Origin of the sequence: Leptolyngbya sp. Heron Island J (assembly GCF_000482245.1) — a bacterium.
Lineage (GTDB): Bacteria > Cyanobacteriota > Cyanobacteriia > Phormidesmidales > Phormidesmidaceae > Leptothoe.
Map to the genome: position 1 here is coordinate 86,850 of NZ_AWNH01000070.1, position 13,836 is coordinate 100,685.

General features: G+C 48.1%; 11 protein-coding genes. 2 read left to right on the plus strand and 9 right to left on the minus strand.

The window, feature by feature from the left end:
• Window positions 1–344: 344 nt before the first annotated feature.
• Window positions 345–608 carry an ArsR/SmtB family transcription factor gene (locus N836_RS58930; protein WP_023074223.1) on the minus strand — a complete coding sequence of 88 codons (264 nt, stop codon included), beginning with the start codon at window positions 606–608 and terminating at the stop codon, window positions 345–347.
• Window positions 609–1,172: 564 nt separating this feature from the next.
• On the opposite strand from N836_RS58930, the gene N836_RS58935 reads away from it, so the two are divergent.
• Complete coding sequence (locus N836_RS58935; protein ID WP_023074224.1) at window positions 1,173–1,934, plus strand: class II aldolase/adducin family protein; 762 nt, start codon at window positions 1,173–1,175, stop codon at window positions 1,932–1,934.
• Window positions 1,935–2,036: 102 nt separating this feature from the next.
• Here the strand turns inward: N836_RS58935 and N836_RS58940 are convergent, their stop codons facing one another.
• The 3 genes from N836_RS58940 to N836_RS58950 form a co-directional block, all read right to left on the minus strand.
• Complete coding sequence (locus N836_RS58940) at window positions 2,037–2,825, minus strand: LmeA family phospholipid-binding protein (RefSeq protein WP_023074225.1); 789 nt, start codon at window positions 2,823–2,825, stop codon at window positions 2,037–2,039.
• A gap of 77 nt (window positions 2,826–2,902) precedes the next feature.
• On the minus strand, window positions 2,903–4,714 hold the full coding sequence (gene proS, locus N836_RS58945; protein ID WP_023074226.1) for a proline--tRNA ligase: 1,812 nt from the start codon (window positions 4,712–4,714) through the stop codon (window positions 2,903–2,905).
• 196 nt (window positions 4,715–4,910) lie between these two features.
• Complete coding sequence (locus N836_RS58950) at window positions 4,911–6,146, minus strand: sensor histidine kinase (RefSeq protein ID WP_161635000.1); 1,236 nt, start codon at window positions 6,144–6,146, stop codon at window positions 4,911–4,913.
• A gap of 1,145 nt (window positions 6,147–7,291) precedes the next feature.
• Here N836_RS58950 and N836_RS58955 point away from each other — a divergent pair.
• Complete coding sequence (locus N836_RS58955; RefSeq protein WP_023074228.1) at window positions 7,292–8,047, plus strand: response regulator; 756 nt, start codon at window positions 7,292–7,294, stop codon at window positions 8,045–8,047.
• A 7-nt stretch (window positions 8,048–8,054) separates the two neighbouring features.
• On the opposite strand, the gene ybaK is transcribed toward N836_RS58955, so the two are convergent.
• The 5 genes from ybaK to sufC form a co-directional block, all read right to left on the minus strand.
• Entirely contained in the window at window positions 8,055–8,522 is a 468-nt protein-coding gene (gene ybaK / locus N836_RS58960; protein ID WP_023074229.1) for a Cys-tRNA(Pro) deacylase, read from the minus strand.
• Between the two features lie 167 nt (window positions 8,523–8,689).
• Complete coding sequence (locus N836_RS73570; protein WP_023074230.1) at window positions 8,690–10,315, minus strand: diguanylate cyclase domain-containing protein; 1,626 nt, start codon at window positions 10,313–10,315, stop codon at window positions 8,690–8,692.
• Between the two features lie 171 nt (window positions 10,316–10,486).
• The gene (locus N836_RS58965; protein ID WP_023074231.1) at window positions 10,487–11,737 is read right to left on the minus strand and encodes a SufS family cysteine desulfurase; all 1,251 of its coding nucleotides are present in this window, start codon (window positions 11,735–11,737) and stop codon (window positions 10,487–10,489) included.
• A gap of 15 nt (window positions 11,738–11,752) precedes the next feature.
• Window positions 11,753–13,033, minus strand: a complete 1,281-nt coding sequence (sufD, locus tag N836_RS58970) for a Fe-S cluster assembly protein SufD (RefSeq protein WP_023074232.1) — start codon at window positions 13,031–13,033, stop codon at window positions 11,753–11,755.
• On the minus strand, window positions 13,030–13,812 hold the full coding sequence (gene sufC, locus N836_RS58975) for a Fe-S cluster assembly ATPase SufC (RefSeq protein ID WP_023074233.1): 783 nt from the start codon (window positions 13,810–13,812) through the stop codon (window positions 13,030–13,032). The genes sufD and sufC overlap by 4 nt, the downstream gene beginning before the upstream one ends.
• Between the last annotated feature and the right edge of the window lie 24 nt (window positions 13,813–13,836).

Genomic DNA, 13,836 nt, shown 5'->3' on the forward strand with positions numbered 1-13,836 from the left:
GGACTTTAGCATGATGAGGGCTTCGCCAAATCCCTCAGTAGCGCATCAATGGAACGCCTCTGCAGACAACATTTTTGGATCTAAATCCTGATCCCTTAAGCAGTAGCAAGAGCATTGTTGCGACATAAAAATTCCCTTGAGTGCGCGCAACGACCTCAAGGGAATGCAGGGCGAATGAATTTTTTGGGAAACAGTCTGACCTGTAAACAACCACCTATCGGTTAAAACGTCAGAGACCTGTTGGCATACCCAGGATAGATAGGACTGATGGATGTAAATTTACTATGTTTGAATCACCTACGAGAACACGGATTAAACAACTATTAAGGGACTTTACTCAAGCCTTAGTAGCCAGACAGATAGGCTTCTAGATGACCAAACTGCTCTTTGTTCAAGCTATAGTACATCCATCGACCTTGCTGCCGTACGCTAACCAAGGCAGCAATTTTCAGGGCCTTTAGGTGAAACGATATTCTAGACTGGGCTATGCCTAGTTTCTGACACATGTCGCTTACGCACAGCTCCTCATTCTGGAGCAGTTCAAGTATCTGTATGCGGATTGGATCGGATAGGGCGTGAAATCCCGAGATTACTGGCTCTTGGGTCATGACAAAGTATCCTTTGAAGTTCAGTAGGACTGTTACTCATTTGTTGTCATGTATTAAAAGTAAATAATTTAAAAATGATGGTTTTGTTGACCTCATCAGATGCTCTATGAAGCAAGAGAGTTGTAGTTAGGTGAGAGGCCGTCATGCATTGATATCGCAAGAAATCAATTAAATATTTATGTGTATACGATTCCCCAACCGTTAAAAAAGTTATGTCCGAAAAAACCCTGAAGCCTCTTTTTAAAAAGAAACAGTTTTATTGGTAAACCCTTGTAAACAGAGGCTTTATGCCAAAAATTAAATTTCTTTTTGCATGGCTTAAAAAAAACTAAAGATTAACGCCTGACAGTATTGTTAGAGAAGGAGTTTAATATTGGTGCTCATGGAGATATTAATTGAGTGGGTTAACTCTATTTCGGCTCCAAGAGAGACAAAGTATGAAGAAAAAAACTGTTGCGTACCGCATTAGCAAAACCAGCACCCTCTAATATTCTTTGGAGGATAGGTTGGTAATTCCACCCAATTCCCCTTAAATAGGAAAGGTGATCTTGTAATAGTCAGGCCATGTCAGACTTAAGCTTCCCCACCCCACCCACGTTTGACAATGTGGAAGATGAACGTCGCCACCGTCAACAGCGTTTAGCAGCAGCTTTTCGTTTGTTTGCTCGCTATGGTTTTGATGAAGGTGTGGCTGGACACATTACCGTACGCGATCCTGAGTGGTCAGATTGCTTTTGGGTAAATCCGTTTGGTATGTATTTTGGGCATATTCGCGTATCTGATCTCTTGCTGGTCAATCACCAGGGTGAGGTTGTCCAAGGCAATCAGTCGGTCAATGCGGCGGCGTTTGCAATCCACTCCCAAATCCACCAGGCGCGACCGGATGCCAATGCCGCTGCCCATGCCCATTCACTCTATGGCAAAAGCTGGTCCACCCTGGGACGACCGCTTGATCCCCTGACTCAGGATGCCTGTGCATTTTATCAAGATCATGCATTGTTTGATGACTATACCGGGGTAGTTCTAGATCCGGAAGAGGGTAAACGCATTGCAGCTACCTTAGGGGATAGAAAAGCAGTGATTCTGCGTAATCATGGATTGCTCACCGTTGGCCATACGGTAGATGAAGCTGCCTGGTGGTTTATCACCATGGATCGGTCTTGCCAGGCACAGTTGATGGCAGAAGCTGCAGGCAATCCGGTTCTGATTGAGCCTGAGACGGCGAGTTTAACCTATAGCCAAATTGGGTCTCATCGGATCGGATGGTTTAGTTTTCAGTCGCTGTATGACAAAATCCTGCGACAGGAGCCGGATCTGTTGGCATAGTCTTGGCATAGGCAGTTGTCTCAAACTAAAAAACTATCATGAGAGATAATTCTTACATTATTGATTTTTCCCATACCTCAATGGGAACCTATCATTAGGGTGCTACTGCGTAAAGCTGGGATCAATGCTGACCCACATGACCAGGTCAAATTGTTCAGGGCTGATGGATGCGTCCAAAATACGGGTGGTGATGCCGGAGTCCTCCAGACGTCTCAAACTGAGGCGATCGCCCAAGTTTTCGGTAAAGGCATCGAGTAGTTGTTCGGGGGCTTCGCTGTCGTTTACAGAAACCTGCGGGTTCACTAAAATCAGCCGGTGGCCGTTTTCGATGGTAAAGCTGGTTTGGGCCTTGATGTTTAGAACTTCGTCTCGATTAGGATCGGCTAAATCGAGTTCTAGCTGCAGTTGGTTGTCGGGGAGAAAGGTGGCGTTGGGGTTACTAAACTGATAGCGGCTGACCTCACGGTTCTGGGCGGCATTGCCCAGGTTGACTTGAATGTTATTAAGTCGCTCGGTGAACTCGGGGGATAGTAAGTACTGGTTAAGGTCTTCTGGGGTGATCACTATGTGGAGTGCCCCGTTGAGCGGCTGGTCTAGAACTACGTTGCCCCGTCTAAGACTGCTGAAGTCTAGATCAATTGGATCGGTTTCTAGATCTGCGATCGCAACCCGAAATCCTTCTACTGGATACAGCCCCCGCACCCCTACCTGCAGCCGGTCGATTTTCCCTTTGAGCAGGTTTAAATTTGACCCATTATCCACTCGTACCTGAACATCTTCGACACCATCTAACCGAGACCGAATTGCATTTTCAGCAATGGTATCCAACCCAAAACCAATGGGTGAACCGATAAACAAAAGGCTGGACAGCAGGATTGAAATAAATTCCATGGCCTACAAAACTGGCATCAAATTCTAGGGTGGGCATTGCCCACCCTACGGGGTTGCTACGGGACTGCTTGGATGATTTATACGCCTGCAACGGCCTCATCGACCCATTGCTTCACGGTGCTTACCACCTCATCCAGGGGCAATTCAACCGATTCGCCATCGGCACGTTTGACCGCTTCTACCTTACCCTCTTTCAATGAGCGGCCCGTCACCACCCGGAAAGGAATGCCAATTAGTTCGGAATCTTTGAATTTCACCCCAGCTCGTTCTTTACGGTCGTCGAGCAGGGTTTCCACACCGGCAGCATTCAGATCGGTATACAGCTTTTCTGCAGCCGCCATCTGGTCAGCGTCGTTGATGTTGGGGACGACAACAACGGCGTGGTAGGGTGCGATCGCAACTGGCCAAATAATCCCATTTTTGTCGTAGGACTGTTCCACAGCTGCCTGGGCCAGACGGGATACGCCAATGCCGTAGCAGCCCATTACTAGTGGTTGAGGCTTACCGCCTTCATCGGTAAAGGTGGCTCCCAGGGCAGTAGAATACTTGGTGCCCAGCTGGAAAATATGGCCGATCTCGATGCCCCGTGCAGTTTGAATGGTTTGGCTAGAGTCGTGAACGGCGCGATCGCCGGCTATGGCTTTGCGAACATCGACAACCTTTTTCGGCAAAGTGAACTGGTCACCCCAGTTGGCACCGACCACGTGATAGCCCTTTTCATTTGCGCCTGTGGCAAAGTTCTTGAGATCCACAGCGGTCTCGTCGATGAGGCGGAGGAAGTGGGGAACTATGTTGTCCTGTTTTTGAATGTAGTCGTTCGAAATATCAGGGGCAATGTAGCCCAGGGGTAAAGGCTGAGCCGCCCATTTAGCTTGGGCCTCAGCATCAGGAACCTCTAACGACAACAGGGTGGATGCGCCATAATCATCGGCTAGATTGGTCAGGGCGTTTTGCAATTTAGTATCGTTAACGTCCTGGTCACCACGGATATTGATCAAGACCAGTACGGTTTGACCATTGTCATAAACCGCCTGGTAGAGAACGTTTTTGACAATTTGAGTCGGCGAGCAATCTAGAAACTTAGCCATCGTCTCAATGGTGGAAGTGTTAGGAGTTTCTAGTTTTTTATATTCATTAAACTCTGAGGGAATGGCATCCGCAGGCAGCGATACCGCCTTTTCCACATTGGCGGCGTACTTGCCATCCTCGGTGAACAGCACCTCATCTTCCCCCGCATCGGCCAGGACCATAAATTCGTGGGAGCCAGACCCGCCAATGGCTCCAGAGTCTGCTTCCACTGCCCGAAACTTGAGACCACAGCGAGCCAAAATATTGCTGTAGGCCTGGTACATCTCGTCATAGGTGGCTTTGAGACTATCAATGTCCCCATGGAACGAATAGCCATCTTTCATAATGAATTCCCGACCCCGCATCAGACCAAATCGGGGGCGAATCTCATCGCGAAACTTAGTTTGAATCTGATACAGATGGGTGGGCAGCTGCCGATAGGAGCGCACCATGTCGCGGGCTACAGCCGTAATCACCTCTTCATGGGTGGGGCCCAGGGCCACTTCCTGCTGACGCCGGTCGGTCAGGGCAAACATGATTCCTTCTGCCTTGGTGTAGGTGTCCCACCGGCCCGACTCCTGCCATAGTTCAGCAGGCTGCAGCTGGGGGAGCAAACATTCCTGGGCTCCCGTCGCGTTCATTTCTTCACGGACGATGGCTGATACCTTATTGAGCACTCGCCACATCAGTGGCAAATAGGCAAATACCCCGCTGGCAACTCGCCGGATATAGCCCGCCCTGATTAGGAGCTTGTGACTGGGAATCTCCGCCTCAGCCGGATCTTCACGCAGCGTGACAAACAGCATCTGGGACAGGCGCATAGTTCAGCAGATTCTCACAACATCAACACAGTTTAGTCCATTAAAGCAAGCAGTACTGCGTTGAAGTAGAAAATTTGGTAAGAGGATGTTTTAAGATTCCGGCTTTTTGTGGGTGTGACGGATGTAGTAACGCCCTGTAGGCAGGTTGAGCTTAGCCAACGGCAGCTCCCTAAAAACTAAGAATGTATCAGGTTTTCTACTTGGGCAGCTTCACTGTAAATGTGGTTTTTTGCCTTGTGCTTTTTAATTCAATGGTGCCGCCTAAATTGATAACCAGCTGCTTTGTCAGAGCCAGACCCAGTCCGCTACCGCCATACTGTTGTTTGTCTATCTCAGGGACGCGATAAAACTTTTCAAAGATGTAGGGTTGGTGGCTGGGTGGAATTTGCACACCGGTATTGGCGATGGCGATTTCTACTGCAGTATCGATAGCTTTGACGGTGATTTTGACTGTCTTTTTAGCTGGCGTGTATTTGATGGCATTGTTGATCAGCTCTGTGATCACTCGCTCGAGCTGGGTGACGTCGCACTCAAATAACAATGGCTCTTGGGGAATAGTGATGCTGAGCTTTAAAGACTCTTGCTCCAACCTGGTGGTAAATGTGCGTAGCAATGAGGGCAACCACTCGCTCAGGTTCATTAATACCGGTTCTGATGCTTTTTGGTGTTCGGGAAACATCAGGGTAATGAGATTGTCGACAAACTGTTTCTGTCGCCGACATTCTTGGCTGAGGAGGCTCAACACTTTGAGTACAGTGCTACGCTGAGGTACCTTGCGCCATGAGGCGTCTTTAAAGATTCTCTCCAGGGTTTGGGCGGATAGCTGAATACTCCCCAGCGGAATAAATAATTCGTGGGAGATGAGCTGTAGAAATTCGTCTTTGGCGTTACGCAATTGGCGAATTTGGGTCTGTTGCTGGTCTATGGTTTGTTCTAGATGGGTTTGATGAAGTGCGATCGCAACATAATTTGCCAGTCGACATAGCTGCTTTGACTCCGTCCCATCAAAAGCGCGTTGACCTGAACGCAGCACCCACATATTCCCTAACGAGGTGGTTCGCATCATGATTGGACAGCCCAGCCATGTCAAAGAAGCATCCGATGGTTTTTTAGTCCCTAGACACTGGGAGCTAAACTGCAGCGATGTTCCTTGAGTTAGGGGCTTATAGAGGTCCCATAGCTGAGTAATGGGCCGGGACTGGTTAGCTGGTCCCAGCCAGCCATCACCAACGCCACCCACTAATTTGGCTTGCTGCTGTTGGTTTTCATATAGCTCTATCTGACAGCCACGCAGATCAAACTGTTTGGCCACAGTCATCGGCAACCAACTAACTAATTTTTGAAAAGAGTCTCCTCGCTGTATGAGCCCTAAAATTTGCTCTGTTAGTTGAAAACTTATGCCATGGTTAGAGGCTTCTGAAGCGGACAACATAGACGGGTCTGCATCAATCATTTCAGACTGAACTAAATTAAATTCAAACCCGTTATTGCTCAAGACTTGCCTGGCCTCCTACGTCATCACCATACAGTGAGAAAGGTGCATGGGGACAGTTGACTTGATGCTATTAAATCACAAGAAAACTACCAATATCTATAGTTCACCAATGAATTAACTAGTCCAAGTCGTGCAAGTGAAACGGTTAACAGGTTGGTTAACAGCTATAAAAGTATTTTGCTAATTTAGCCTTCAATAAAAATAAAGGACGGGAGAAACTTTATGTGGATAAAACCAAGATACATATCTAATTTAGTATCTAAAAAATAAAAATTTAAAATCCCATAAAAATTTTATGGAGTATAAAACGTTTGCTCAAAGACTTACATCAACATTTTCAATCTGAGCAAAATCAAGGAGATAACCAACGGGCTTTTAAATAATTTAAGGCATCGAAAAACTAACAACCAGCAGCCCTTTAAGTAAACAAGTGTCTTAAAGTCTTTATTCCAAGCTACCTGTTCTTAGGATAAGAACAGAGTTTGACTTAGTAATAGGCTACCAACCAAACTCTTAATTCTTTTCCAAAAGACCACGTAGCAATCAAGTAACCGACTTACTAACCTCACATGAACTCGTAATAAAGCATTAGACTGCAGTCAATCATCAAACACGGATTACTGACACATTTGTTTAAATGTGTATCGAATTGTTAAGGTGCTCTACCTCTAACTAGATCAGGGTCTGAATCCGACCTTTCAAATGTTACAGTGTCAAACGAGTTAGACTTCATCAACATAGATTACAATCTGCAAAATTGAGGAGATTTTAATTCAACAAACAGTAATTACGTCACGTAATATTTCCCAAAAGAGGAAATATTTTATTAAGTGATATGGCCGTAAGGGCACTCATGGTATGTGCCCTTATCAGTTGTTTACTTGGCTAATAGTAATCCGGCGTTGCTGCTCCTCAGTGTGATTTCATCTGTCAAGTTTGGGCTAATTGCACTGCTTAGCAGATTGATTCATCCTCTAAAGCAGCAACGGCATTAATTCTTTGATTTAGCTACAGGCTAAGGCCTAAGTCACTTTTGCCGATTTTTCCTCCACAGTGCTCTGATTGAGCAAAATAAATGCCCAATGGGCGTTTATTTTGCAGAGCTGTGCATTGAGGTTATGTCAGTGGTTAACGGTAAAGCTGTCATCCTGATTGCTGAGGATGAGGTTCATATTCGTAACGCTTTGCAGCGTAATTTAACTCAGGCTGGCTATGAAGTAGTTTTGGCCGTGGATGGGGCAGATGCCATAGCTCAGTTTAGAGCTTATGCGATTGACCTCGTTGTGTTGGATATCCTGATGCCGAAGTTGGATGGTTTGCAAGTATGTCGGCTGATTCGCCAGAAATCAGATGTGCCAATTATTATGGCAACTGTGTTGGGTAGTCCCTCTGATCGGGTAGTGGGTTTAGATTTGGGGGCAAATGACTATATTGTTAAGCCCTTTTCCAGTCGAGAGCTCATTGCTCGAATTCGTTCAATATTGAGACGTTTGTCTCCAGCAGGAAGAGAACGCTCCACTAGCCAAGTCAATCATTTGCCAGTGGTCTCTGTGAGCAATCTCATTCTCTATCCCCAGACCCGTAAGGTGTATGACTCAAATACCTCTATTCGCCTTACTGAGATTGAGTTTCACATTTTGTATCTGTTGGCTCAGTCCCCAGGACAAATTTTTACGCGAGAGAATATTTTTCAACGGGTGTGGGGATACACCCATGATGCTGATTTAGAGACAAAGGCCCTGGATGTGCATATTTCACGTCTCAGAACCAAGCTCGATACCAGTACGGTGCAGATTATGACGATTCAGGGACGGGGTTATATGTTGCTAGCCCGATAAACTGCCTCTACAAGATGATAGAACCCACAACTGCCTGGGTGGCTTTAATGTAATCCTGTGGGCTCAGCCAAAGCATAGCTCCACGCATGCCAGCTGAGACGGCAATTTTGTCGTGGGCCTCAATCCATTCATCGACGTAGGTCGGATAGTTCTTTTTGCCAGCGAGGGCGGTGACACCACCGCGGATATAGCCAGTCAGGGGCTGTACTTCTTTGAGGGCGACAGGTAACAGTTTTCGGTCCTTGGTCAGCTTAGCCAGAGCCTTGAGGTTGAGCTGCGCGTTGGCCGCTAACACAGCCAGGCAAATTCCGTTGCGATCGCCCCGAATTACCAGTGTCTTAAAAACTTGATCGTGGGCTAGCCCCAGTTTGTCAGCGGTAGCGCTAGCCACCAAGTTATCTGGGTCTACCGTATAGGTCAGAATCTGATAGTCAATAGCCAGGGTGTCAAGCAGACGGGCGGCGTTAGTTTTCATAGGCCGTTGCTAAGGGATCAGGATTTTATCAAATCCAACAATGTTGTCTGCAGAGGCGTTCCATGGAACGCCTGTACGGCAAAAGATAGGACCTCATTGAATCCTCATTCCTAAGTAGAGACTGCGATTGAGAGTCATGCTAGCTGAAAGTGTTTGTGGTTGGTTGATTAAAAATTTGTCACAGGTATGTCCAACTGCCCAACTGAGAATTGGGCTCGACCATCGGATTTCGCCTGATAGAGCCCCTGATCGGCGGCGCTAATCAGCTCTTGGGGAGATCCATTTGTGGTGGATGCAACCGTGGCAATTCCTAAACTAACAGTGAGATAGGTGCTCACTGTTGACAGACGATGCTCAATTTTAAGCTCTTGTACGGATGTTTGAATAGCCTGAGCCACATACTGTGCTCCGACGAGGGCAGTATTGGGAAGTACCACTGCAAATTCCTCACCCCCATAGCGGGCAACCAGGTCAGGCTGACGTTTAACTGCCTTTTGTAATGCCTGCGCCACAAGCCGCAGACATTCATCCCCAGCCTGGTGTCCATAGGTATCGTTGTAGAGCTTAAAGTAGTCGATATCACACAGAATGAGAGTCAGGGGAGTCTGGTTGTGAGACATCCAGGCATTGCGGAGAAACTCATCAAAAACGCGACGATTGGCAATCTGGGTTAAGGCGTCGACCCGAGCCAGAGCTGTGAGTTCTTGATTTTGCTGTTGTAAGGCTGCAGTGTTTTCTTTGTGCATGGTAATGTCTGTGGCGGTCCCCAACAGCTGTAGAGGAGTTCCATCTGGGTTCCACTGAAAGATAGTTTCTCGGCAAAGCAACCAATGCCAGTGGCCCTGTTTATGCTGGAGTCGATATTCATTTTCAATCACGTCTCCGCTTTGCGACTGGGCTAGCTGTTGACGAGCTTGTTGAATAGTGTTTATGTCATGGGGATGGGCTAAACGTTCTAAAAAATGAGCGCCGAATTGTTGAATCTCGTCTGGAGAATACCCCAGGATATTCTCCATATAGCCATTGACATAGTAATTAGTGCCGCTGGCAAAATTATTGACATAGAGAATGTTGCTGCTGGCGTCCAGGATACCTCGGATAAAGCGTTGGCTTTCTTGCCAGGCTTGCTCTGCTTGTTGTCGCTCAATGTTTGCTAACTTGAGCTGGTGGTCCTGTTTGTTTAAGGCTTTAGTTTTTTGTTGCTGGCTGGCATGGCTTATGGCCAGGGCAATCAGACAGGCCGCAGTTAGCGCGAAAGATTTTTCAGCGGCTTGCCAAACCCTGGGAGCATGGTGTTGAACACAGCATAGAACGCCAACAATTTGTTGGTCATGGTGGATGGGGACTTCGATCAGAGCGGTAATGGTTGGCTGTTGGCTCCGTAGATAGGGTGGCCAACTGACCGAGATATCTGTGGGGCTGCGGTTGGCAGCTTGATGGATTGCTTCAGCTGTATTAACCACTAGCCAATCCTGCTGGCCCAGGTTCTCAAAATAGTCAGCATGTTCAGCGATTTGAACAGGCTGGCTCAGGGCATCGGACCCATAATGAGCTACTGGTTTAAAGGCAGTGCGACTGTCGGCATATAGCCATACCTGACAACTGGTCAGGCCCAAATTTTTAACCGCTGAGTAGGCGATCGCAGCTGTCGCCGCATCCACATCACCACGGTAAATCGAGGCACATCTGTTCAGGTCCAAGAGGGCTTGGGATAGGGCGCTAGGGGATGCATAGGCATCTAAAAAAACAGACGTTACTAGTGGCTGATGCGATTGTTCAGATGTAAGTGACATCCTAATTGATTAAGAATAAATCAATCTGATGCAGCTATAGGTTGGGCAAGAGCCCCCTAAAAACTACAGATATCAGACTTCTTCAATTAGGATTCCTCAGCAGCGTCGTGTTTTAACTCTGTTTGCTAGTACTAATGGGTGAGCAATGCCTTCACTGTTCACCCATTAGTACTAGTCAAAAATGTTGCCAAAGAACTCAATCGTGTCTTTGAGGGCGGCAACAAAGCTATCGATTTCATCGTAGGTGTTGTAGAAGTACAGACTCGCCCGAGCGGTGGAGTCTATATTCAGCAACCGATGCAGTGGTTGAGTGCAGTGGTGCCCTGAGCGAATGGCAATACCGGCCTGGTCTAAAAAGGTTGAGATATCTTGGGGATGGAGGCTATCGACGGTAAAGGTCGCGATCGCAGCCCGTCCACTACCATCGGCATTGGGCATTGGTCCATAGAGCTTCAGCTTAGGTACATCCGCCAGGCGCTCATACAAATACTGGGTGAGCTCATGCTCGTACTGGGCAATCCGCTCCATGCCAATCCCCATCAGGTAATCCACTGCCGCTCCCAGCATGATCACTTCAGCAATCGCTGGGGTTCCAGCTTCAAACTTGTGGGGCAGTTCCGCATAGGTCGAGTGATCCAGATAAACATCCTGAATCATCTCACCACCGCCCAAAAATGGGGGCATAGCGTTGAGGATATCGAGTTTGCCGTAGAGAAACCCAGCGCCCGTGGGGCCACACATTTTGTGAGCTGAAGCCACCAACCAATCGCAGTCAATGGCCTGGACATCCACAGGCATGTGGGGCACGCTCTGGCAGGCGTCAATCAGCACTTTCGCGCCTTGAGCATGGGCCAGCTTGACGACGTCTTCTACCGGATTAATACAGCCCAGAGTGTTTGAGATATGGTTGATGGCCACCAGCTTGGTGCGATCGCCAATCAACTCCCGAAAATGATCTAGGTCAAATTCCTGAGTTTCTGTCAGTTGTACATGCTTTAATACAGCGCCTGTCCGCTGTGCCACCAACTGCCAGGGCACCAGGTTGCTGTGGTGTTCCATCACCGACAGAATCACCTCGTCCCCAGCTTTCAAGTTACTCAAACCCCAGGCATAGGCCACCAGGTTAATTGCTTCACTGGCATTACGGGTAAAGACAATCTCATCCCGACTGGCCGCGTTGACAAATGCCGCCACCTTATCGCGAGTGGCTTCATAGGCCGCCGTTGCCCGAGCGCTTAGGGTATGAACACCACGATGGACATTGGCATTATCCCGATTGTAATAATTCACCAGAGCATCCAGAACAGCTTTAGGCTTCTGAGATGTGGCTGCATTATCAAAGTAAATCAGCGGCTTGCCATTCACCGTTTGATCCAGGATCGGAAAATCCGCCCGGACTTCATCGGCGAGAGGTTTGGCCATCGTTAGAGTCATTGCCTACACTGTCCATTGCTGAATGTACTGGGTCATACGCTCTCGCAGGGGAGCCACAGGAATCGGCTCAATAATTTCCATGGCAAAGGCGTAAATGAGAAGTCGCTGGGCCTGGTCACGATTAATGCCCCGACTTTGTAAATAGAAGACTTCATCCGGTGCCAGCTGACTGACGGTAGCCCCGTGGGCACACTTCACATTGTCGGCCACAATATCTAGCTCGGGTTTGGTGTCTACCCGCGACTTAGGCGATAGCAGCAGATTGCGATTCAGCTGGGAGGCGTTGGTTAACTGCGCCGGTTTAGGCACATACACCTGACCGTTAAACACACCGTGGGCACGCCCATCAATGATATTCTTCTGGAGCTGATTAGCGGTCCCATGGGGATGATTGAGCGCCACTAAACTATGGGTATCGGCCAGCTGCTGGTCACGAATGGCCGTCAGACCATATAGGTCGGTCTCGGTTTGAGGACCTGTCTGATACACCTCAAGGTGATGGCGAGAGATGCCAGCGCCTAAATTAAGGGTAGTGTTGCGATATCGACTATCCCGCGCCTGAGAAACGGCTGTTTTACCAATGTGTATCCCGTCAGTGGATTCTTGCTGAAGACACAGGTGGGTCACCTCGGCATTGTCATGTACCCAAATTTCACTGACGCTATTGGTAAAGCTAGAGCCACTACTGTGAAATTCTTCCAGTAACGTCACAGCACTGCCAGTTTCTGCGATTACCAGACAGCGGGGCTGTACAAATAAACCTTCACCGACTGTTAGGTAAATTACCTGAACTGGGCGTTCAATAACTGTGTTTCTGCCAATGTGGAGTACCGCAGCATCTACAAATCCAGCCGTATTTAGAGCCGTAAATACTTCGTTACTGCCATGCACCTGGGCTAATCCATCAGGGATAGCTGTCAGCTGACTCAGTACGCTAACACCATCAACAGCCTGAGAAAGACTGTCGACATAGACGCCATTGACAAACACCAAGCGGCTGGCGTCAGTCAGGCTAACACTGGTCAGTAGTGTCTGGGCTTGCTCTAGCACCGCCTGACTAGGATTGGCGGGAGCCTGAAACGACTTATCCAGCATTGGCGATAGGTCGGTAAAGCGCCAAGCCTCATCGCGGTTGGAAGGGAATGTGCGCTCTTGAACCAACGACTGAGCCGCTGCCCGCAAAGTGTCTAGCTCTAGAGGCGACTGCTGAGCTGAGGTAGCAGCCTGAGTCAGTAGCGCGGTCAAGTAGCGATCGCGCTGAGCCACGGTTACAACATTACTCATGAAGGCACCGCCTGCTCTTCCAAGAGCCATTCGTAGCCTTTAGCTTCAAGGGCCAAGGCGAGTTCCTTACCGCCGGTTTTAATGATATGCCCACCGCACATGACATGAACGTAGTCAGGCACGATGTAGTTGAGCAATCGCTGATAGTGGGTAATCACCAGGTTGGCATTGTCAGCAGTGGCCAGCTGATTGACCCCCTCAGCCACGGTCTTTAAAGCATCAATATCTAAACCAGAGTCAGTTTCGTCCAAAATCGCCAGAGTAGGCTCCAACAAAGCCATTTGTAAAATCTCGTTGCGCTTTTTCTCACCGCCAGAAAAGCCCTCATTAACGCTGCGATCCAAAAAGCTGACATTCATTTTGACAACCTCAGCTTTCTCTTCGATCAGGTCGTCAAAGTCAAAGACGTCAATCTCGTCTTCACCTCGGGCCTTGCGATGAGCATTGTAGGCCACCCGCAAAAATTCACGGTTGCTCACCCCAGGAATTTCCAAAGGATATTGAAACGCTAGAAAGACACCAGCAGTGGCTCGCTCATGGGGCTCTAGCTCAGACAGGTCCTTGCCGTTAAACTCGATGGTGCCATGGGTCACTTCGTAATCGGGATGACCTGCCAAAACTTTAGAAAAGGTACTCTTGCCGGAGCCGTTCAGACCCATAATAGCGTGGACTTCACCGGCTTTAACCTCTAGGTTCATACCCTTGAGAATTTCGGTCCCATCTACGCTAGCTCGTAGATCTTTAACAGAGAGAATTGTTTTTGCGTCTGGATTAATCATGTATATCTGATATGTCTTGGGGTG